This window comes from Mesorhizobium sp. B2-2-3 (genome assembly GCF_006442405.1).
Lineage (GTDB): Bacteria > Pseudomonadota > Alphaproteobacteria > Rhizobiales > Rhizobiaceae > Mesorhizobium.
Window position 1 is genome coordinate 31066 of the sequence record NZ_VFWC01000020.1, and the last position, 19140, is coordinate 50205.

Sequence of the window (19140 nt, forward strand, 5' to 3'; positions counted from 1 at the left end):
ACCCATGAACGCTGCGCCTTTCTCCTCGCTCTCGGCCGATCACCAGCGCCTGCAGGCTCTGGTCGGCGCGTGGCGCGGCGAGGAAGAGGTCGCGGACACACAATGGGCCGATGGGGGCTCAGCGACTTCGGAAGTACTGGCAGAGGCACAGTTCGGCGGCCTGTTCGTAGTGCAACGCTATCGCCAGCGCCGCGACGGGACGATTTCGTTCGGCGCGCACAGCGTGTTCGGCTTCGACCGGCAAAACAGCCTTGTCACCATGCATCAGTTCGATTCGATGGGCTTTGTGCCGGCCTCGCCGGCCTCCGGCACGTGGGAGGGCAACACACTGACGCTGTTGCGCTCGTCGCCGCGCGGGGCCGCACGCGTGACCTACGCTTTCGACGGCAGCGACAGCTATCGCATGCGACTGCAATTCCAGCCCGTCGGCAGCGACGGCTGGCAAGACATGATGAGCGGCCTTTACCGGCGCGTCCCGCCTTCCGTTTTGGGGGATGGCTGAGCGATGGAAATCCTGGGCAAAGCGGTTGAAGAAAGACACATAATCACACATATATTGGCTGTGTGTTTATGTGGAGACGAGCGATGAAGAACGTCACCCTGGCCATGGACGAGGCCCTGCTCGAGAAGGCGCGAGGCCTTGCCGGACGTCGCAAGACGACGCTCAACGCCCTCATTCGTTCACTGCTTGCGCATGAAGTCGAGCAGGAAGATCGGATTGCCTGGGCCAAGGCGGGAATGAAGCGGCTTATGGACGAGGCTGCGAAACGGAGCGACAGCGCCGACACCCCCTATAAGTGGGATCGAAGGGACGCCTATGCCGACCGGGAAGATCGACTGCTTTCTCGACACGAACGTCCTGATCTACGCGGCTTCGGAGAAGAATCGTGACCCACGTCGCGCGCCAATCGCAGAAGACCTGGTATCGAGCACTGTCTTTGGCGTGTCGGGGCAAACCTTGGCCGAATTCACAGCGGTGGCGCGAGGAAAATCCCTTCTGGGGGATGATCTGCTCGACCAATGGCTGGTCCTCCTCGGCACTTGTCCGCTGGTGCCTGTCGACGAAAGCTATGTTCGCGCAGGACTGGACCTCGCACGCCGCTACGGAATTCACTACTACGACGCCGCGCTTCTTGCCGCAGCCGGATATCTCGGCGCGCCGATTTTCTACACCGAAGATCTCAACCACAACCAGGTTTATGGCTCGGTGCGAGCCGTCAATCCTTTCTTGTAATCGCTGAATTCAGAGGCGTTCTCACCATGTCCATTCTCGTCGACAAGAACACCAAGGTGCTCGTGCAGGGCCTGACCGGCAAGACCGGCACCTTCCACACCGAACAGGCGCTGGCCTATCACGGGACCAAGATGGTCGGCGGCATCCATCCCAAGAAGGGCGGCGAGACCTGGACCGGCGCCAAGGGCGAGAACCTGCCGATCTTCGCCACCGTCGCCGAGGGCAAGGCCAAGACCGGCGCCAACGCTTCCGTCGTCTATGTGCCGCCGGCGGGTGCTGCCGAAGCCATCATCGAGGCCATCGAGGCCGAAATCCCGCTCATCGTCTGCATCACCGAAGGCATTCCCGTCATGGACATGATCAAGGTCAAGGCGCGGCTCGACCGTTCGACGTCGCGGCTGATCGGCCCGAACTGTCCCGGCGTGCTCACCCCCGACGAATGCAAGATCGGCATCATGCCCGGGAACATCTTCCGCAAGGGTTCGGTCGGTGTTGTTTCGCGCTCGGGAACGCTTACCTATGAAGCCGTGTTCCAGACCACCAATGTCGGCCTCGGCCAGACCACCGCCGTCGGCATCGGTGGCGATCCCGTCAAAGGCACCGAATTCATCGACGTGCTCGAAATGTTCCTCGCCGACGACGAGACCAAGTCGATCATCATGATCGGCGAGATCGGCGGCTCGGCCGAGGAAGACGCCGCGCAGTTTCTCAAGGACGAGGCCAAACGCGGCCGCCGCAAGCCGATGGCGGGCTTCATCGCCGGACGCACGGCGCCGGCCGGCCGCACCATGGGCCATGCGGGCGCGGTCATCTCGGGCGGCAAGGGCGGCGCCGAAGACAAGATCGCGGCAATGGAATCGGCCGGGATAAAAGTTTCGCCATCGCCGGCCCGGCTGGGCACGACGCTGGTCGAGGCAATTAAGGGCTAGTGAGTAGTCAATAGTGAGTAGTGAAAAGGGAAGAACGGGTGAGTAGCAGCTGAACGGGAAAGTCTTCATTTTCCTACTCCCTACTGACTACTCACTATTCCCCTCGAAAGGAGACGGAGCCAGGCTCCGCAGACAAAATGGCACGACAAGATCAGGCCAACGACCAATTTTCGCTCACCTCTTTCCTCTATGGCGGCAATGCCGATTATATAGACGCGCTCTATGCGGCGTATGAGGACGATCCAGCCTCGGTCAATCCCGAATGGCAGGAGTTCTTCGCCGGCCTGAAGGACGATGCCGGGGATGTCCGCAAGAACGCCAAGGGCGCCTCGTGGGCCAAGCCCTCCTGGCCTCTGCAGGCCAATGGCGAGCTGGTGTCGGCGCTCGACGGCAATTGGGGCCTGGTCGAGAAGCACATCGAAAAGAAGGTCAAGGAGAAGGCAGCCGTCAACGGCGCCGTCCCCTCCGACGCCGACGTGCACCAGGCGACGCGCGATTCCGTGCGCGCCATCATGATGATCCGCGCCTATCGCATGCGCGGCCATCTGCACGCCAATCTCGACCCGCTCGGCATCGCCACGCTCGAGGACTACAACGAGCTGTCGCCAGAGAATTACGGCTTCACCGAAGCCGACTACGACCGGCCGATCTTCCTCGACAATGTGCTCGGGCTCGAATTCGGCACCATCCGCCAGATGCTCGACATCCTGACCCGCACCTATTGCTCGACGCTGGGCGTCGAGTTCATGCATATCTCCGATCCGGAAGAGAAAGCGTGGATCCAGGCGCGCATCGAGGGCGCCGACAAGGAGATCTCCTTCACCGCGACCGGCAAGAAGGCGATCCTGCAGAAACTGATCGAGGCCGAGGGCTTCGAGCAGTTCGCCGACGTCAAGTTCAAAGGCACCAAGCGCTTCGGCCTCGACGGCGGCGAAGCGCTGATCCCGGCGCTGGAGCAGATCGTCAAGCGCGGCGGTCAGCTCGGGCTGAAGGAGATCGTGCTCGGCATGGCGCATCGCGGCCGCCTCAACGTACTCTCCCAGGTGATGGCCAAGCCGCACCGCGCCATCTTTCACGAATTCAAGGGCGGCTCGGCCGCACCCGACGACGTCGAGGGCTCCGGCGATGTCAAATACCATCTTGGCGCCTCCTCGGACCGCGAGTTCGACGGCAACAAGGTGCACCTGTCGCTGACCGCCAATCCCTCGCATCTGGAAATCGTCGACCCTGTGGTGATGGGCAAGGCGCGCGCCAAGCAGGATTATCTGTTCGGCCGCGGTCGCGAGGAGATCGTGCCGCTGGAAGAGCGGGCCAAGGTGCTGCCGCTTTTGCTGCATGGCGACGCAGCCTTTGCCGGCCAGGGTGTCATTGCCGAAATCCTCGGCCTATCGGGCCTGCGCGGCCACCGCGTTGCCGGCACATTGCATTTCATCATCAACAACCAGATCGGCTTCACCACCAATCCGCGCTTCTCGCGCTCGTCGCCCTACCCGTCCGACGTCGCCAAGATGATCGAGGCGCCGATCTTCCACGTCAATGGCGACGATCCGGAAGCCGTGGTGCACGCCACCAAGGTGGCGATCGAATTCCGCATGAAATTCCACAAGCCTGTCGTGGTCGACATGTTCTGCTACCGCCGCTTCGGCCACAATGAGGGCGACGAGCCGGCCTTCACGCAGCCGATCATGTACCGCAACATCCGCAACCATAAGACAACGGTGCAGATCTATGCCGACCGGCTGATCGCCGAAGGCCACTTGACGCAGGCCGAGTTCGACAAGCTCAAGGCCGACTGGCGGGAGCATCTGGAATCCGAGTGGGAAGTCGGCCAGCATTACAAGCCCAACAAGGCCGATTGGCTGGATGGCGCCTGGTCGGGCCTGCGTACGGCCGACAACCAGGATGAACAGCGGCGCGGCAAGACCGCGGTGCCGGCCAAGACACTGAAGGAGATCGGCAAGAAGCTGACCGAGGTGCCGAAGAATTTCGAGGCGCACAAGACGATCATCCGCTTCCTCGAAAACCGCCGCCAGGCCATCGAATCCGGCGAAGGCATCGACTGGTCGACGGCCGAGGCGCTGGCTTTTGGCGCCATCCTGCTCGACGGCAACCCGATCCGCCTCTCCGGGCAGGATTCGGAGCGGGGTACCTTCTCGCAGCGCCATTCCGTGCTCTACGACCAGCGCGACGAGACCCGCTACATCCCGCTCAACAATCTGTCGGCGGCGCAGGCCGGCTATGAGGTCATCAACTCAATGCTGTCCGAAGAAGCCGTGCTCGGCTTCGAATATGGCTACAGCCTGGCCGAGCCTAAGGCGCTGACGTTGTGGGAAGCTCAGTTCGGCGACTTCGCCAACGGCGCCCAGGTGGTGTTCGACCAGTTCATATCCAGCGGAGAGCGCAAGTGGCTCCGGATGTCGGGCCTCGTCTGCCTGCTGCCGCATGGTTATGAAGGCCAGGGACCGGAACATTCGTCTGCCCGGCTCGAGCGTTTCCTGCAGCTCTGCGCCGAGGACAACATGCAAGTGGCCAACTGCACGACGCCGGCCAACTACTTCCATATATTGCGCCGGCAGTTGAAGCGCGACTTCCGCAAGCCGCTGATCCTGATGACGCCGAAGTCGCTGCTGCGCCACAAGCGGGCGGTGTCGACGCTGCCGGAAATGTCGGGCGAAAGCTCGTTCCACCGGCTGCTGTGGGACGATGCCCAGCTCTTGCCCAACCAGGCCATCAAGCTGACCAAGGATTCCAAGATCCGGCGTGTCGTGCTGTGCTCGGGCAAGGTCTATTACGACCTCTACGAGGAGCGTGAGAAGCGTGGCATCAACGACATCTATCTGCTGCGCGTCGAACAGCTCTACCCGTTCCCGGCCAAGGCGTTGATCACCGAATTGTCGCGCTTCCGCAATGCCGAAATGGTGTGGTGCCAGGAGGAACCCAAGAACATGGGCGCCTGGTCGTTCATCGACCCGTATCTGGAATGGGTGCTGGCGCATATCGACGCCAAGCACCAGCGGGTGCGCTACACCGGCCGGCCGGCATCCGCCTCGCCGGCGACCGGGCTTATGTCCAAGCATCTCGCCCAGCTCGCCGCCTTGCTCGAAGACGCGCTCGGCGAGTAGGCAGAGTTGAGCGAATAGAACAGACAGACAACAAACGGACAGGCACAATGGCTACCGAAATCCGCGTTCCCACTCTCGGCGAATCCGTCACCGAGGCAACCATCGGCAAATGGTTCAAGAAGGTGGGCGATGCCATTGCCGCCGACGAGCCGCTGGTCGAGCTCGAAACCGACAAGGTGACGGTCGAGGTTCCCTCGCCGGGCGCTGGAACCTTGGGCGAGATCGCGGCCAAGGAAGGCGAGACGGTCGGGGTCGGCGCGCTTCTGGGCTCCATTTCGGCCGGCGGCGCCGCCGCACCAGTGACCAAGCCGCAAGCCGTGGCGCAGGCATCGAGCCCCGACGCCGCGCAGACCACCAAACAGGCCGCCGCCGAGACCGCCAAGGTCGCCGGCGACGCCGGTCCGGTCGAGCCGCGCACCATGCCGCCGGCGCCGGCAGCGGCGAAACTGATCGCCGAGAACAATCTGTCGGTCGACCAGCTTTCCGGCTCCGGCAAGCGCGGCCAGGTGCTGAAGGGCGACGTGCTCGACGCCATCTCCAAGGGTGCGCCGTCGCAGCCGGCCGAGACGCCGAAGGCGGCCCCGGCCCCGGCAGCGCCGGTTGCTGCCCGTGCGCCGTCCTCAGGCAACGACGCGGCGCGCGAGGAGCGCGTGCGCATGACCAAGCTGCGCCAGACCATCGCGCGCCGGCTCAAGGAAGCGCAGTCGACCGCCGCCATGCTCACCACCTTCAACGAGGTGGACATGTCAGCGGTGATGGCGCTCAGGACCAAGTACAAGGACGTGTTCGAGAAGAAGCACGGCGTGAAGCTCGGCTTCATGGGTTTCTTCACCAAGGCCGTCACGCACGCGCTGAAGGAAATCCCCTCGGTCAACGCCGAGATCGATGCCACCGATATCATCTTCAAGAACTACGCCCATATCGGCGTCGCCGTCGGCACCGAGAAGGGTCTGGTCGTTCCGGTGGTGCGCGATGCCGACCAGATGTCTGTCGCCGAGATCGAGAAGGAGATCGGCCGGCTCGGCATCGCCGCGCGCGACGGCAAGCTGTCGGTCGCCGACATGCAGGGCGGCACGTTCACGATTTCCAATGGCGGCGTCTACGGGTCGCTGATGTCCACGCCGATCCTCAACGCGCCGCAGTCGGGTATTCTGGGCATGCACAAGATCCAGGACCGGCCCGTGGTGGTCGGCGGCCAGATCGTGATCCGGCCGATGATGTATCTGGCGCTGAGCTACGATCACCGCATCGTCGACGGCAAGGAAGCGGTGACCTTCCTGGTGCGCGTCAAGGAAAGCCTGGAGGATCCGGAACGGCTGGTGCTTGATCTGTGAGGCGGTCGGATGGCGGCTCGCGGTCGGAGTAGCCAATAATGGCCCTGTTCCCTGGGCCTGCCAGACCGATAGCGCTGGCGGCCGGTATGGCATTCGCCGCTGTCCACGCTAATGCCGCATGCCCGGCCGAACTCGCCGTCTACGGCGATGCCCAGAGCGGCAGTGAGATCAATTTTACGCCGACCGGCACGTCGGCGACCGTCACCAACACGTTCCGCTTGATCCTCGACAACAATGTGGTGCTGAACGGCATCGTCCAATGGAACGAGGGTGTTTCGCGGCCGAACGGGGCGCTGATGTACAAATGCCCGGGAGGCGACGTTACCGGCACCAAGCTTGCCGCCTGCACCTTGTGGAACGGCGTCATCTATACGTCGGATGAAAAGGGCAGCATCGGCCTGTTGCCGGCCGAAGGCGTCGAAGCACCGAAGACGCTGATCCTGCCCGATCTCGGTCCGGTGTTGCATCAATCCACCGCCCATGGCGGCAGCGGATTTTCGAAAGTGCCGTCGGATGTGTTCGCCTTGAAGGGGTGCCAGGAATGAGCGGGACGCAAAAGGTGCTGCTGGTCACCGGCGGCAGCCGCGGCATCGGCGCCGCGATCTGCCGGCTCGGGTCGAAGGCTGGCTATCGCGTAGCGGTCAACTACACCTCCAACCAGACCGCCGCCGAGGCACTGGTCGGCGAAATCAAGGCCGCAGGCGGCGAGGCCTTTGCGGTCAGGGGCGATGTCGGCGTCGAATCCGATATCGTTGCCATGTTTGAAGCCGTCGACCACGGCTATGGCCGGCTCGATGCTTTCGTCAACAATGCCGGCATCGTCGACGTCAAGGCGCGGGTCGATGAGATGGATGTTTCACGGCTGGAGCGCATGATGCGCATCAACGTCGTGGGGTCGCTCCTCTGCGCCCGCGAAGCGGTGAAGCGGATGTCGAGCCGTCACGGTGGGTCGGGTGGATCCATCGTCAACATCTCGTCGGCTGCGGCAATTCTGGGCTCGCCGGGCGAATATGTCGACTACGCCGCGTCCAAGGGCGCGATCGACACCTTCACCATGGGGCTCGCCCGCGAGGTGGCGCTGGAAGGCATCCGCGTCAATGCGGTGCGGCCGGGCATCATCGATACCGAAATCCATGCCTCGGGCGGGCAGCCGGACCGGATAGAGCGGTTCCGCGATCTTCTGCCAATGAAAAGAGCCGGCACCGCGGATGAAGTCGCGGGCGCGGTTCTCTACCTGTTGTCCGATGCCGCGTCCTATACGACCGGCGCGATCCTGAATGTCAGCGGCGGCCGCTGAGCGCCCCAAGAAAAAGGGAAACAAACATGGCTTATGACGTCGTAATCATCGGCTCGGGACCGGGCGGCTATGTCTGCGCCATCAAGGCGGCGCAGCTCGGGCTGAAGGTCGCGGTGGTCGAGAAGAACCCGACCTTCGGCGGCACCTGCCTCAACATCGGCTGCATTCCGTCCAAGGCGTTGCTGCATGCCTCCGAGATGTTCGCCGAAGCCGGCCACTCCTTCGACACACTGGGTGTCGAAGTGACACCGAAGCTCAATTTGAAGAAGATGATGGCGCACAAGGACGCCACGGTGACGGCGAACGTCAACGGCGTCGCCTTCCTGTTCAAGAAGAACAAGATCGATAGTTTTCGCGGCATCGGCACGGTGGTCGCGGCGGGCAAGGTGTCGGTGACGAGCGAGGACGGCAAGGTCGAGGAAATCGAGACGAAGAACATCGTCATCGCCACCGGCTCGGATGTCGCCGGCATTCCTGGCGTCACGGTCGACTTCGACGAAAAAGTCATCGTGTCCTCGACCGGCGCGCTGTCGCTGGACAAGGTGCCCGGCCATCTCGTCGTGGTCGGCGGCGGCGTCATCGGGCTCGAGCTCGGCTCGGTCTGGGCGCGGCTCGGCGCCAAGGTCACCGTGGTCGAATTCCTCGACACCATCCTCGGCGGTATGGACGGTGAGGTCTCCAAGCAATTCCAGCGGCTGCTCTCCAAGCAGGGCTTCGAATTCAGGCTCGGCGCCAAGGTCACCGGCGTCGCCAAGGCCAAGAAGGGCGCCAGCGTCACTTTCGAGCCTGTGAAAGGCGGCGCGGCCGAGACGATCGAGGCCGACATGGTGCTGATCGCCACCGGCCGCCGAGCTTTCGCCGACAGCCTGGGCCTGAAGGAAGCGGGCGTCGAGGTCGATGAGCGCGGCCGGGTCAAAACCGACGCGCACCTCAGGACCAACATACCAGGCATCTATGCCATCGGCGATGTCATCGCCGGGCCGATGCTGGCGCACAAGGCCGAGGATGAGGGCGTGGCAGTGGCCGAGACCATTGCCGGCCAGGCCGGCCATGTGAACTATGACGTCATTCCGAGCGTCGTCTACACCAGCCCGGAGATCGCTTCGGTCGGCAAGACCGAGGAAGAATTGAAGAAGGCCGGCATCGACTACAAGGTCGGGAAATTCCCGTTCACCGCCAATGGCCGGGCGCGCGCCATGCTGCACACCGACGGCTTCGTCAAGATCCTGGCCGACAAGGCCACCGACCGCGTGCTCGGCGTTCACATCGTCGGCTTCGGCGCCGGCGAGATGATCCACGAGGCGGCGGTGCTGATGGAATTCGGCGGCTCGTCGGAAGATCTCGCCCGCACCTGTCATGCCCATCCGACCATGTCGGAAGCAGTGAAGGAAGCGGCATTGGCGACGTTCTTCAAGCCGATCCATATTTAGAACGATCCAGGAAAATCATGAAACGGTTTTCCCGGGCAAGCGCGTAACGCTTCCCTTGAGGGAATTGCCTCCTTGCCTGCCCCAAACAGAACGGCCCACCGGAAGGCGGGCCGTTCTTCGTTGAAAGCCGTGGCCCGATTACTGGGCCGGTGCGGGAGCTGGGGCCGGCGCAGGAGCCGGTGTCGCCGGTGCAGGGGCCGGCGCGGGTGCTGGGGCAGGGGCAGGAGCCGGTTCGGCGGGCTTCATCGGCTCCGCGGGCGCTGGCGCCGGGGCCGGTGTGCTCGCGGCGGGCGGTTCGGTCGCCGGATGCTCACCACTTCTTCCGAAAACATAATACGCGACAATCGCCAGAATAACGACGACCAATGCAATCAGCCAAGGGCTGCCGCCGCCACCTGATCTGGGCGTGTCGTTTGATGGATTCGCCATAAAAGTGTCCTCCGTGGATGAAAATGATCAATCAACAGCCATCAACGCGCAACCGTTGATGGGGTTTCACGCTAGGGAAGGAAAGCGCCGAAAACGCGGCGCCTGATTCCTCCGCTGCCCACGCGACTCAATCGACAGCGGTGACAGTATAGCCGGCTTTGCGGAAATCCTCGACCAGGCCCTCGGGACCGGGCAGATGCAGCGCGCCGACGGCGATGAAGGCACTGCCTTTGGCGAGGAATGGTCCGGCATGATCGACCATCGCCTTGTTGCGGCTGGTGATCATGGTCTGCTCGAACGCCGCATAGCCTGTCGCGTCGCCCGTCTCGCCGGGCAGCACGGCGCGAAACAGCGGCCAGAACATGCCGGTCTCGCCGCGCTGGTAGAGCACGATCATGGTTTCGTTGACGTCGTTCATCCTGTCGCCGAGCTTCAGTGTGTCGACCAGTCCCTTCATGTGGAACGCCATCGGCAGCGAAGCCATGGCGCGCAGCTGGTCGGCGACGGTTTCCAGCCCTTCGACGGATTTGCCGGAGGCCTTGGCATCCTCGGCAAGCTTGACGTCGAGCACCGGCACGCCGCCGGCCTTGCGGGCGAGCTCGCAGGCTGGAAGCGCCACCATGGCCGACAGCATCCACGGCTTCATCTTGGCGACGGTTGCCGGCGGGATGCCGCGTTCGTCGAGCGCCTTGTCGACCGCCGCGGCGTCGTCGGGCGACAGCAGCGACGACAGCGTGGTGCTGTCGGTGAACATCATCAGGTCCGGCTGCTTGAGCAGGGCCGCCATCATCTTCTGCTGGTCGAGCACTTCGGTGGTCTCGATGACGATGGTGCCGGCGCCGTCATAGGCCTTCTGCGCGGCCGGCGGCAGCGCTGTGACGCGCGGGTCGGTCATATGCATGGTGCCGAACAGGAAGGAGGGCTGTTCGCCCGTCTTCTCCAGCTTCCACAGCAGGCCCTTGCCGTTCGGCGTTGCGGCGGCTTCCGCCTCGATCTTGCGGTAGGTGGACGGGTCGCTTTTCTGCAACGCCGACAGCATGTCGGCGCCGGTGCAGGACGGGATTTCGGCATGCGCCTTGTCCGCCGCGAACAGCAGGACGGCGAGCAGAGACAGGAAGAACAGCACATGGAGCGCCACGAGCAGCTTCAGCGAGAAGAGCGCAGCGCGGTCGGCGATGACGATGACCCGTTTCATGGTCCTTTCCTAAGCTGGAAAAACGGCAAAACGGTTAATCGGGAGAATGAAATTGTCTCCGGTTCAGTCAATTTTGACTATCGCTCGAATTACCTGGGTCGAACGGCTTGATGGTTGGTTGAGCCGCCCACCCATCGTCATCCCGTGGCGAAGTCCGGAAGCCTCGCACAACCCCAATACTCACGCCCTCGGGTGAGCCGATTCATAGATCTCCAACAGCCTCGCCGTATCGACGCCGGTGTAGATCTGCGTGGTCGACAGGCTGGCGTGGCCGAGCAGTTCCTGGATGGTGCGCAGGTCACCGCCACGGCCGAGCAGATGCGTGGCGAAGGAATGGCGCAGGGCGTGCGGCGTTGCGGTGTCCGGCAGGTTGAGCGCGGAGCGCAGCTTGGCCATCTCCCGCTGGACGATGGCCGGGTTGAGCGGGCCGCCGCGCGCGCCGCGAAACAACAGCCCCTTGGGGTCGAGATGGTAGGGGCACAGCCGGCGGTATTCGGCAACCGCCTTGAGCGCCACCGGCAGCACCGGCACCAACCGCGTCTTGCCACCCTTGCCGGTGACGCGCAGCACCGTATCGGCCTCCGACGTCAGGTCGGCGCCGGCAAGGCCGAGCGCCTCGGAAATGCGCAGGCCCGAGCCGTAGAGCAGCGTCAGCACGGCGGCGTTGCGGGCGGCGATCCAGGGTTCCTCCGCCAATTGACCTTCGACGGAAACGACATGTTTTGCATCACTGGCCGTCAGCGGTTTCGGCAGCGACTTGGGTTGGCGAGGCGCACGCAGGGCCGCCGCGCCGGCCGCGTTGGCGAGACCACGCCGTTCCAGAAAGCGCAAGAGTGAGCGAATGCCGGCCAGCCCCCGGCCGAGCGTGCGGGCGCCTGCGCCTTCATTGCGGCGGGCGGCCAGAAAACCGCGCAGGTCGGCCGGGCGCAGATCGGCGATGTCGGCAATGCCGGGCGGGCCGCCATTATGGCCCGTCAGGAAATGCAGGAACTGCCTGGTGTCGCGCTCATAGGCTTCCACCGTCTGCGGCGACAAGCGGCGTTCTCGCGCGAGCATCTTGAGCCAGCTTTCGCGCGCCGCCTGGAGGTCGGGCTTTGCCGGGATAAGGAATTCCTGCATGGCGTCGTTCCGGTTCGCCGTCATTTTCCGGCAGCCGGGTTAGGAAGCGGTGAAGAGGCGTCATTGAAATGACAATCCGGTGGGGCTAGGAGTCGACCGGCGGCAAGTCAAAACCGTGGTGATTGGCCAAACGGGGTATCCGCAAATAGAGAGTTGCAGGGACGAGACCCGTGAGCCTTTCTGAACTGCCGTCGGTTTTGATCACAGTAACGGAAGGGATCCACGGGTCTGCGCAGTCGCTTCGTGCCTGCTCCGCCCATGGATGACGAAGGTAAAAGCGCGCCATGAGCAAGCCCCAGAACCCCGTCCAGATGGCCGTGATCGGCGCCGCCCACGGCATCAAGGGCGAATTGCGCGTCAAAACCTTCACCGGCGATCCGCTGGCGCTCGCCGATTACGGGCCGCTTTATGCGAAGGACGGCCGCGCCTTCCAGATCATCGACATAAGGCCCGCCAACACCGTGGTCGTGGTGCGCTTCAAGGGCGTCAGCGACCGCAACGCGGCCGAGGCGCTGGCCGGCACGGAGCTGTTCGTCGATCGCTCCATGCTGCCCGATGACGGCGAGGAAGACGAATTCTATCATGCCGACCTGATCGGTCTGGAGGTTCGGGACGATACGGGAGCCGTCCTTGGTAAGGTCGTCGCCGTGCACAATTTCGGCGGCGGCGACATCCTCGATGTGACGCTGGCCGGACGCAAGGGCGTGTTGATCCCGTTCACGCAGGCCGCGGTGCCCGAAGTGTCCATCGCCGAGGGTTTTGTGCGCGTCAACCAGGCGGCGGCCGGACTGGTCGAGGACGAGGACGGCGAAGCGCCGCGCGAGGAAGGCTTCGACCCGAAGGGCAGGCCGCGCGGCCCGAGGGACGCCGGGGGCAACCGGTGAGCTTCTCCGCCTCCGTGCTTACGCTCTACCCGGAAATGTTTCCGGGTCTGCTTGGCCTGTCGCTGGCCGGGCGGGCGCTGGAGGCCGGTACATGGTCGCTGCAGGCGATCCAGATCCGCGACTTCGCAACCGACCGCCACCGCACTGTCGACGACACGCCGGCCGGCGGCGGCGCCGGCATGGTCATGCGCGCCGATGTCTTGGCCAGGGCGATCGACCATGCCTCGCCCGAAGGCGATTTGCGGCCACGGCTGCTGATGAGCCCGCGTGGAAAGCCGCTGACGCAGGCGCGCGTGCGCGAACTGGCCGCCGGGCCGGGCGCCGTCATCCTGTGCGGCCGCTTCGAAGGCATCGACCAGCGGGTGATCGACGCGCGAGGATTGGAGGAAGTCTCGGTCGGAGACTTCATTCTGTCCGGTGGCGAGCCGGCGGCGCTTGTGCTGCTCGACGCGGTCGTGCGGCTGCTGCCCGGCGTCATGGGCAATGCCGTGTCGGGTGAAGAAGAGAGCTTTGAAAACGGCCTGCTCGAACACCCGCACTACACGCGGCCGCAGGATTTCGAGGGCCGGCCTATTCCCGAGGTGCTGACCTCGGGCAACCACGGCAAGATCGCGGCGTGGCGGCGGGCACAGTCGGAGAAGCTGACTCGAGAACGGCGGCCGGACTTGCTCGGCTCTCCTCAGCCCTTGGCGAAATAGTAGAAAGCCAGGAACAGCCCGACCGCGACGACGAAGCCACGCACCACGTTCTGCGGCACGCGCTTGGCGATCCACACGCCGGCATAGCCGCCCAACGCGCCGCCGGGGATCATGATGATCGCTTGCGGCCAGGCGACGACGCCACCCGAGACGAAGACGACGATGGCGACCGCTGCGATGACCATGGCCAGCATGTTTTTCAGCGCGTTCAGGCGGTGGTAGTCGCCGGCCTGGGTCAGGCCGAGCGTCGCCAGCATCATCACGCCCATGCCGGCCCCGAAGAAGCCGCCATAGATGGCGGTGACGAACTGCGCCAGCGAGCCGGCCAACGAGCCCACGGAAGCCTCATGCCCCGGCTTGGGTGCGGGCTTCAGCCACGGCCCGGCGGCGAACAGCGCCGTCGCGGCCAGCAGCAGCCACGGCACCAGGACGCGAAATGACGGATTGTCCAGCGCCAGCAGGATGAGTGCGCCGGCCAGTGCGCCGAGCGCCGATATCAGGCAGAGCAGCAGGGCGCCACGCCAGAAATGGCGGATGTCGTCCCGGTAGGCCAGCGTCGAGGTGATGTAGCCGGGAAATTGCGTCACCGAGGAGGTCGCGTTGGCGACGATCGGCGGCAGGCCGACCAAGGTCATGGCACCGAAGGTGATGAAGGTGCCGCCGCCCGCGACCGCATTGGCGGCGCCGGAAAGAAAACCCGCCATGAATAGCAGGACCGCGTCGAAAAAGGACATGAGGATGCCGCCGGAGAACTATGGTTGCCCCGCCTTAGGCAGCTTGAAGGGCCCTTGCAACCCGGTAGTGGACAGATACGATGGTGCACGCGAGCAAAAAAGACGCGGCCAAGACGTGACAAAGCGTCGAAATAGCTGTATGTGCCCGCCGAACCGGGAGAAATCTGCCGGACCCGTCAACAATGGCGGTGTAGTCGCCCCTGCCCGATGTTTTCGAACAAAGGGCATAGCCTAGCGGTCATTGGAACTGCAAGGCGAGCGCCGGGCGCTCTGACTGTCGGAAGAACAAGAAGTGGATTATTGAGATGGATCTCATCCGTCAGATCGAGGCCGAACAGGCCGCCAAGATCGAAGCAAAGCGCAAGCTTCCCGAATTCCAGCCCGGCGACACCGTGCGCGTCCAGGTCCGCGTGACCGAAGGCACCCGCACCCGCGTCCAGGCATATGAAGGCGTCGTCATCGCCCGTGCCGGTTCGGGCTTCCAGGAAAATTTCACCGTCCGCAAGATCTCCTACGGCGAAGGCGTCGAGCGCGTGTTCCCGGTGTTTTCGCCAATGGTCGAAGGCGTCGAGATCGTGCGTCGCGGCAAGGTGCGTCGTGCCAAGCTCTATTATCTGCGCGACCGTCGCGGCAAGTCGGCCCGTATTTCGGAAAACACCGGCGTGCGCGCCCGCAAGCTCAATGATGAGGAGCGCGACGCGCTGAACGCCGAGAAGGCGCGCATCGAGGCCGAGAAGGTTGCCGCCGCGCAGGCGCTGGCCGCCGAGACGGCCGCCAAGGAAGCCGCCGAGAAGAAGGCCGCCGACGAAGCCGCCAAGGCTGCGGAAGCCGCTGCCGCCGAATAAGGCTTTCGACAGAGACTTCTGAAAAAGGCGGCTTCGGCCGCCTTTTTTTCGTTTCGGAGCCCGCCCTTTGCCACATGCGGGCTTCCAAAGCGGGATTGACTCCTATAATACGGTATACTAATTAATCGTGTACAAATTAATTTTGGAGACTTGATATGCCCGCACTCTATTCGACCCAGGCTCGTGCCGTCGGCGGCCGCGCCGGCCACGTCCAGACCAATGACGGCCTGCTCAGCGTCGACCTCGCAATGCCGAAGGAGCTTGGCGGCAAGGGTGGCGCCACCAATCCCGAACAGCTTTTCGCCGCCGGCTATGCCGCTTGCTTCGAAAGCGCCATGCGGTTTCTCGCCGGCAAGCAGAAACTGCCGCTGCGCGATGCCTCGGTGACGGCCACTGTCAGCCTCCATCCCAACGGTCAGGGCGGTTTCCTGCTCGGCGTTTCCCTGGCGGCCGAGACGAAAGGTCTTGATCAGGCGGCCGCCGAAGCGCTTGTATCGGCAGCGCACCAGATCTGCCCCTACTCCAACGCAACCAGGGGCAATATCGAGGTGGCGATTTCGGCAAAGGCGACATGACGGCGAAAACCAAAGACACGGCCAACCAGGTCCCGGCGGGTGACGCCGGGACAAGCGCGGTCCCAAGGCTCAGCGACCAGCTCTGCTTCGCGCTCTATTCGGCGAGCGGATTGATGACGAAGCTCTACCGGCCGTTGCTCGATCCGCTTGGCCTGACCTATCCGCAATATCTGGCCATGCTGGCGCTGTGGGAGCGCGCGCCGAGCACGGTGGGCGAGCTCGGCGAGGCGCTGGGCCTCGATTCGGCGACGCTGACGCCGCTGCTCAAGCGGCTCGAGGCCGGCGGCCTGGTTACGCGTCGGCGCGATCCTGCCGACGAGCGCCGCGTGCTGGTCGAGCCGACAGCCAAGGGCCAAGCCTTGCGCGAGCGCGCCAGGGACATCCCCGCCGCCATGCTCTGCAGCATGCCGCTCGACCCAGCCGAGTTGAAGTCGCTGCATGGCACGCTGACCCGCTTCGTCGCCGGGCTGCGCGAGGCCGATGCCGGAGCGCCGCAGCGCGGCTGATCGGCCACGGCAAGGATCGTTCCCCAAAATCCCGGCCGAAAGTATCTATTTGCGTTTTTCGCCGGCCGTGGCGCAGCGGAGCGTCTTGCATGGCGCTTGCGGAGAGCTAAAGTCGGCGCCGGATTCCTTTGCAAGCCCGGCCCGTGTCCGGGCGCTTTCACTTCCGGGGAGTGTGTCATGACAAAATCGAAACTGCTGCTGGCCGGCCTGCTTGCCGTCATGCTTGCGCCCGTTGCCGCCTTCGCCCAGGCGCTGCCCGATCTCGGCGGCAAGAAAGTGGTGGTGGTGACGGAAAACGCCTATCCGCCGCTACAGTTCATCGATGCCAAGACCGGAAAACAGATCGGCTGGGAATATGACGCGATGAACGAGATCGCCAAGCGGCTGAATTTCACCGTCGAGTATCAGAACACCTCCTGGGACGCGATGATCCAGGCGGTTTCCGACAACCAGTACAACATCGGCATGACCGGCATCACCATCAAGGACGACCGCAAGGAGAAGGTGGATTTCTCCGACCCCTATATGCGCTCGGAACAGTTCATGCTGGTGCGCGGCGATGAGAGCCGCTTCACCGACGCCAAGACCTTCGGCGCCTTCAAGGACGGGCTGATCGGCGCGCAGGCCGGCACGACGCCCTTCTACACCGCTGTCTACAGCGTGCTGGACGGCAATGAGCAGAACCCGCGCATAAAGCTGTTCGAGACGTTCGGTGCCACCGTGCAGGCGCTGAAGACTGGCGACGTCGATGTGGTGCTCACGGACGGCACTGCGGGCAAGGGCTATGTCGACGCTTCCGAGGGCAAGCTGAAGCTGATCGGCGGCCCGCTCGGCACCGAGGATTTCGGCTTCATCTTTCCCAAGGGCTCCGACCTGGTGAAGCCTGTCAACGCCGCGATCGCCGCGCTCAAGACCGACGGCACGTTCGATGCGCTGAACAAGAAATGGTTTCTTGATTACAAGATGGGGCAGTAGTTCGTCTTGATGCGGGCGGTGCGCGTGCGGGAACTCGCGCTGAGTTTGCGCTTGAACGCCCCCCTCTGCCCTGCCGGGCATCTCCCCCTCAAGGGGGGAGATTGGCAGCTTGGCCTTCGTTCCACATGCAGCATCGATGAAGATTGGCGAAGGCCGATGAGACATCTGATCTCCCCCCTTGAGGGGGAGATGTCCGGCAGGACAGAGGGGGGCGCCTTGGCGCCTGCCTTGCGCACTATGCACCTCGCCGGCCACGCCTGATGGCACCCCCACAGTCCTCCGCCAAACCTGAATTCCCCTGGTGGCTGGCCGCCGCCCTTGTCCTTGCCCTGGCCGCCGCGCTCGCCATCGCCGCCAGCGATCTTTATGCCCAGGTCTTCGCCACTGTTGCCAAGGGCATCGGCGTCACCGTCTTCGTCACCATTGTCGCCTTCGCGCTGGCCTCGATCATCGGCCTCGGCATCGCGCTGATGGGATTGTCGGGTTCGCAGTGGCTGCGGCAGATCGCGCGTTTCTATGTCGAGATCATCCGTGGCGTACCGATCCTGGTGCTTTTGTTCTGGATCGCGTTTGCCGGCGCACCGGCTTTCGTCGCAGCCTGGAACGCGCTGACCGCGCCGCTGCAGAGCACCGGCTATCTCGGCGAGTTGCAGGTGCGCGACGTCTCGCTCTTGTGGCGCGCCGTCATGGCGCTGACCATCGGCTATTCCGCCTTCATCTCCGAAGTGTTCCGGGCCGGCATCCAGGCGGTCGAGAAGGGCCAGATCGAAGCGGCCAAGGCGCTCGGGCTCACGCGGGCGCAACGTTTCCGGCTCATCGTCTTTCCGCAGGCGATCCGTACCATCCTGCCGCCGCTCGGCAATGACTTCGTCGCCCTGGTCAAGGATTCCTCGCTGGTCTCGGTGCTCGGTGTCGCCGACATCACGCAGATGGGCAAGGTCTATGCCGCCGGTTCCTTCCGCTTCTTCGAGACCTATTCGATAACAGCCTACATCTATCTCATCCTGACCGTCGGCTTGTCTTTGGCGCTCCGGGCGCTGGAACGGCGGTTGCGCCGCCAACATCTGCAATAGTGTTTCGGCAAGGACGGCGTTACGCTCCGGTTGCGCACTGGAGGAGGAGCATGCCCATGAACGTCGACAAGGCCAATGCAGCGCTGGACTCGGTCTATACGGCCGATACGCCCGAAACCCTGGCGCAGGCCTATGCCGCATGGGCCGCGACCTATGACAGCGAGACCGCCTCGCTCGGTTATCTCCTGCCGTTCCTCATTGCCGCCTGGGTGGCGCGCCATGTGCCTGCGGGCGAAGGGCCGCTGCTCGACGCGGGCTGCGGCACCGGCCTGTCGGGGCCGTCGCTGAAGGCGCTGGGCTACGGCGATATCGCCGGGCTCGACCTGTCGGACGACATGCTGAAGATCGCCGGCAGCCGCAACGCCTATGGCGAGCTGAAGCAGGCAATGCTGGGCGGCCCGCTGCCCTGGCCCGACGGCCATTTCCGCGCCTTCTTCTCGACCGGCGTGTTCACCATCAGCCATGCGCCGGCTTCCGGCCTGCACGAACTGGTGCGCATCACGAAGAAAGGCGGCCACGCCATCTTCACCGTACGCGACCAGGTGTTCGAGAGCGGTGGTTTCCAGGCCGTCTTCGACGAGCTGGAACGGACAGGAAAATGGCGGCTGGTCGAGCAAAGCCCGTGGTTCCGCTGCTATGCGATTGCCGAGCCGGATGCGCTGGTGAAGACGTTTGTCTTCGAGGTGCTTTGAACCGCGGGTCCGCCAAGCTTGGTGCGCATCCCCCGGAGGCGTGGACGCGAGGACGAGGAACCCAGGTCC

20 protein-coding genes are annotated in these 19140 nt (G+C 64.1%); 17 read left to right on the top strand and 3 right to left on the bottom strand.

The annotated features are described in order from the left end of the window. Positions 1 to 4: 4 nt before the first annotated feature. The 9 genes from FJ951_RS26660 to lpdA all read left to right on the top strand — a co-directional run bounded on the left by FJ951_RS26660 (position 5) and on the right by lpdA (position 9346). A complete protein-coding gene (locus FJ951_RS26660) occupies positions 5 to 502 on the top strand; it encodes a DUF1579 family protein (protein ID WP_140518079.1) in 498 nt (165 codons plus the stop codon). Positions 503 to 585: 83 nt separating this feature from the next. Continuing rightward, a complete protein-coding gene (locus tag FJ951_RS26665) occupies positions 586 to 891 on the top strand; it encodes a hypothetical protein (protein WP_140492797.1) in 306 nt (101 codons plus the stop codon). Beyond that, positions 818 to 1234: a PIN domain-containing protein gene (locus FJ951_RS26670; RefSeq protein ID WP_033838548.1), complete on the top strand. Its 417-nt coding sequence runs from the start codon at positions 818 to 820 to the stop codon at positions 1232 to 1234. Before FJ951_RS26665 ends, FJ951_RS26670 begins: the two co-directional genes overlap by 74 nt. Positions 1235 to 1260: 26 nt before the next feature. After that, positions 1261 to 2163, top strand: coding sequence for a succinate--CoA ligase subunit alpha (sucD, locus tag FJ951_RS26675; RefSeq protein WP_140518080.1), 903 nt, complete (start codon positions 1261 to 1263; stop codon positions 2161 to 2163). Positions 2164 to 2300: 137 nt separating this feature from the next. Beyond that, positions 2301 to 5285 carry a 2-oxoglutarate dehydrogenase E1 component gene (locus FJ951_RS26680; protein ID WP_140518081.1) on the top strand — a complete coding sequence of 995 codons (2985 nt, stop codon included), beginning with the start codon at positions 2301 to 2303 and terminating at the stop codon, positions 5283 to 5285. A gap of 47 nt (positions 5286 to 5332) precedes the next feature. Continuing rightward, entirely contained in the window at positions 5333 to 6619 is a 1287-nt protein-coding gene (gene odhB / locus FJ951_RS26685) for a 2-oxoglutarate dehydrogenase complex dihydrolipoyllysine-residue succinyltransferase (RefSeq protein WP_140518082.1), read from the top strand. Positions 6620 to 6705: 86 nt separating this feature from the next. Next, positions 6706 to 7164 carry a hypothetical protein gene (locus tag FJ951_RS26690; protein WP_181172289.1) on the top strand — a complete coding sequence of 153 codons (459 nt, stop codon included), beginning with the start codon at positions 6706 to 6708 and terminating at the stop codon, positions 7162 to 7164. Further along, positions 7161 to 7916 carry an SDR family oxidoreductase gene (locus FJ951_RS26695; RefSeq protein ID WP_140518084.1) on the top strand — a complete coding sequence of 252 codons (756 nt, stop codon included), beginning with the start codon at positions 7161 to 7163 and terminating at the stop codon, positions 7914 to 7916. Before FJ951_RS26690 ends, FJ951_RS26695 begins: the two co-directional genes overlap by 4 nt. 26 nt (positions 7917 to 7942) lie before the next feature. Beyond that, positions 7943 to 9346 carry a dihydrolipoyl dehydrogenase gene (lpdA, locus tag FJ951_RS26700; RefSeq protein ID WP_140518085.1) on the top strand — a complete coding sequence of 468 codons (1404 nt, stop codon included), beginning with the start codon at positions 7943 to 7945 and terminating at the stop codon, positions 9344 to 9346. Positions 9347 to 9902: 556 nt separating this feature from the next. On the opposite strand, the gene FJ951_RS26710 is transcribed toward lpdA, so the two are convergent. Both FJ951_RS26710 and FJ951_RS26715 read right to left on the bottom strand, forming a co-directional pair. Next, positions 9903 to 10970: a TraB/GumN family protein gene (locus FJ951_RS26710; RefSeq protein WP_140518086.1), complete on the bottom strand. Its 1068-nt coding sequence runs from the start codon at positions 10968 to 10970 to the stop codon at positions 9903 to 9905. A 180-nt stretch (positions 10971 to 11150) separates the two neighbouring features. Continuing rightward, positions 11151 to 12089, bottom strand: coding sequence for a tyrosine recombinase XerC (locus FJ951_RS26715; RefSeq protein ID WP_140518087.1), 939 nt, complete (start codon positions 12087 to 12089; stop codon positions 11151 to 11153). Positions 12090 to 12373: 284 nt separating this feature from the next. Here FJ951_RS26715 and rimM point away from each other — a divergent pair, with 284 nt between their 5' ends. Then, positions 12374 to 12973 carry a ribosome maturation factor RimM gene (gene rimM, locus FJ951_RS26720; RefSeq protein ID WP_140518088.1) on the top strand — a complete coding sequence of 200 codons (600 nt, stop codon included), beginning with the start codon at positions 12374 to 12376 and terminating at the stop codon, positions 12971 to 12973. Further along, positions 12970 to 13671, top strand: a complete 702-nt coding sequence (gene trmD, locus FJ951_RS26725; RefSeq protein ID WP_140492755.1) for a tRNA (guanosine(37)-N1)-methyltransferase TrmD — start codon at positions 12970 to 12972, stop codon at positions 13669 to 13671. Before rimM ends, trmD begins: the two co-directional genes overlap by 4 nt. Here the strand turns inward: trmD and FJ951_RS26730 are convergent. Beyond that, positions 13653 to 14405 (bottom strand): sulfite exporter TauE/SafE family protein, encoded by a 753-nt coding sequence (locus FJ951_RS26730; RefSeq protein WP_140518089.1) that lies wholly within the window; start codon positions 14403 to 14405, stop codon positions 13653 to 13655. The genes trmD and FJ951_RS26730 overlap by 19 nt on opposite strands. A gap of 305 nt (positions 14406 to 14710) precedes the next feature. Here FJ951_RS26730 and rplS point away from each other — a divergent pair, with 305 nt between their 5' ends. The 6 genes from rplS to FJ951_RS26765 all read left to right on the top strand — a co-directional run bounded on the left by rplS (position 14711) and on the right by FJ951_RS26765 (position 19071). Continuing rightward, positions 14711 to 15250 (top strand): 50S ribosomal protein L19, encoded by a 540-nt coding sequence (gene rplS / locus FJ951_RS26735; protein WP_140518090.1) that lies wholly within the window; start codon positions 14711 to 14713, stop codon positions 15248 to 15250. Between the two features lie 155 nt (positions 15251 to 15405). Beyond that, on the top strand, positions 15406 to 15825 hold the full coding sequence (locus FJ951_RS26740; protein WP_140518091.1) for an organic hydroperoxide resistance protein: 420 nt from the start codon (positions 15406 to 15408) through the stop codon (positions 15823 to 15825). Continuing rightward, positions 15822 to 16331, top strand: coding sequence for a MarR family transcriptional regulator (locus FJ951_RS26745; protein WP_140518092.1), 510 nt, complete (start codon positions 15822 to 15824; stop codon positions 16329 to 16331). The genes FJ951_RS26740 and FJ951_RS26745 overlap by 4 nt, the downstream gene beginning before the upstream one ends. A gap of 177 nt (positions 16332 to 16508) precedes the next feature. Then, positions 16509 to 17306 (top strand): transporter substrate-binding domain-containing protein, encoded by a 798-nt coding sequence (locus tag FJ951_RS26750; protein WP_140518093.1) that lies wholly within the window; start codon positions 16509 to 16511, stop codon positions 17304 to 17306. A 260-nt stretch (positions 17307 to 17566) separates the two neighbouring features. Continuing rightward, positions 17567 to 18379, top strand: coding sequence for an amino acid ABC transporter permease (locus FJ951_RS26760; RefSeq protein WP_140518094.1), 813 nt, complete (start codon positions 17567 to 17569; stop codon positions 18377 to 18379). Between the two features lie 56 nt (positions 18380 to 18435). Then, complete coding sequence (locus FJ951_RS26765; protein ID WP_140518095.1) at positions 18436 to 19071, top strand: class I SAM-dependent methyltransferase; 636 nt, start codon at positions 18436 to 18438, stop codon at positions 19069 to 19071. The last annotated feature ends 69 nt before the right edge of the window (positions 19072 to 19140 follow it).

Coding starts and splice junctions, on each gene's coding strand:
- rplS (WP_140518090.1), top strand. CDS start 14,711: ATGGATCTCATCCGTCAGATCGAGGCCGAACAGGCCGCCAAGATCGAA.
- FJ951_RS26740 (WP_140518091.1), top strand. CDS start 15,406: ATGCCCGCACTCTATTCGACCCAGGCTCGTGCCGTCGGCGGCCGCGCC.
- sucD (WP_140518080.1), top strand. CDS start 1,261: ATGTCCATTCTCGTCGACAAGAACACCAAGGTGCTCGTGCAGGGCCTG.
- FJ951_RS26680 (WP_140518081.1), top strand. CDS start 2,301: ATGGCACGACAAGATCAGGCCAACGACCAATTTTCGCTCACCTCTTTC.
- lpdA (WP_140518085.1), top strand. CDS start 7,943: ATGGCTTATGACGTCGTAATCATCGGCTCGGGACCGGGCGGCTATGTC.
- FJ951_RS26730 (WP_140518089.1), bottom strand. CDS start 14,405: ATGTCCTTTTTCGACGCGGTCCTGCTATTCATGGCGGGTTTTCTTTCC.
- FJ951_RS26760 (WP_140518094.1), top strand. CDS start 17,567: ATGGCACCCCCACAGTCCTCCGCCAAACCTGAATTCCCCTGGTGGCTG.
- FJ951_RS26765 (WP_140518095.1), top strand. CDS start 18,436: ATGAACGTCGACAAGGCCAATGCAGCGCTGGACTCGGTCTATACGGCC.
- FJ951_RS26750 (WP_140518093.1), top strand. CDS start 16,509: ATGACAAAATCGAAACTGCTGCTGGCCGGCCTGCTTGCCGTCATGCTT.
- FJ951_RS26670 (WP_033838548.1), top strand. CDS start 818: ATGCCGACCGGGAAGATCGACTGCTTTCTCGACACGAACGTCCTGATC.
- rimM (WP_140518088.1), top strand. CDS start 12,374: ATGAGCAAGCCCCAGAACCCCGTCCAGATGGCCGTGATCGGCGCCGCC.
- FJ951_RS26660 (WP_140518079.1), top strand. CDS start 5: ATGAACGCTGCGCCTTTCTCCTCGCTCTCGGCCGATCACCAGCGCCTG.
- FJ951_RS26715 (WP_140518087.1), bottom strand. CDS start 12,089: ATGCAGGAATTCCTTATCCCGGCAAAGCCCGACCTCCAGGCGGCGCGC.
- FJ951_RS26695 (WP_140518084.1), top strand. CDS start 7,161: ATGAGCGGGACGCAAAAGGTGCTGCTGGTCACCGGCGGCAGCCGCGGC.
- FJ951_RS26745 (WP_140518092.1), top strand. CDS start 15,822: ATGACGGCGAAAACCAAAGACACGGCCAACCAGGTCCCGGCGGGTGAC.
- odhB (WP_140518082.1), top strand. CDS start 5,333: ATGGCTACCGAAATCCGCGTTCCCACTCTCGGCGAATCCGTCACCGAG.
- FJ951_RS26665 (WP_140492797.1), top strand. CDS start 586: ATGAAGAACGTCACCCTGGCCATGGACGAGGCCCTGCTCGAGAAGGCG.
- FJ951_RS26690 (WP_181172289.1), top strand. CDS start 6,706: ATGGCATTCGCCGCTGTCCACGCTAATGCCGCATGCCCGGCCGAACTC.
- FJ951_RS26710 (WP_140518086.1), bottom strand. CDS start 10,970: ATGAAACGGGTCATCGTCATCGCCGACCGCGCTGCGCTCTTCTCGCTG.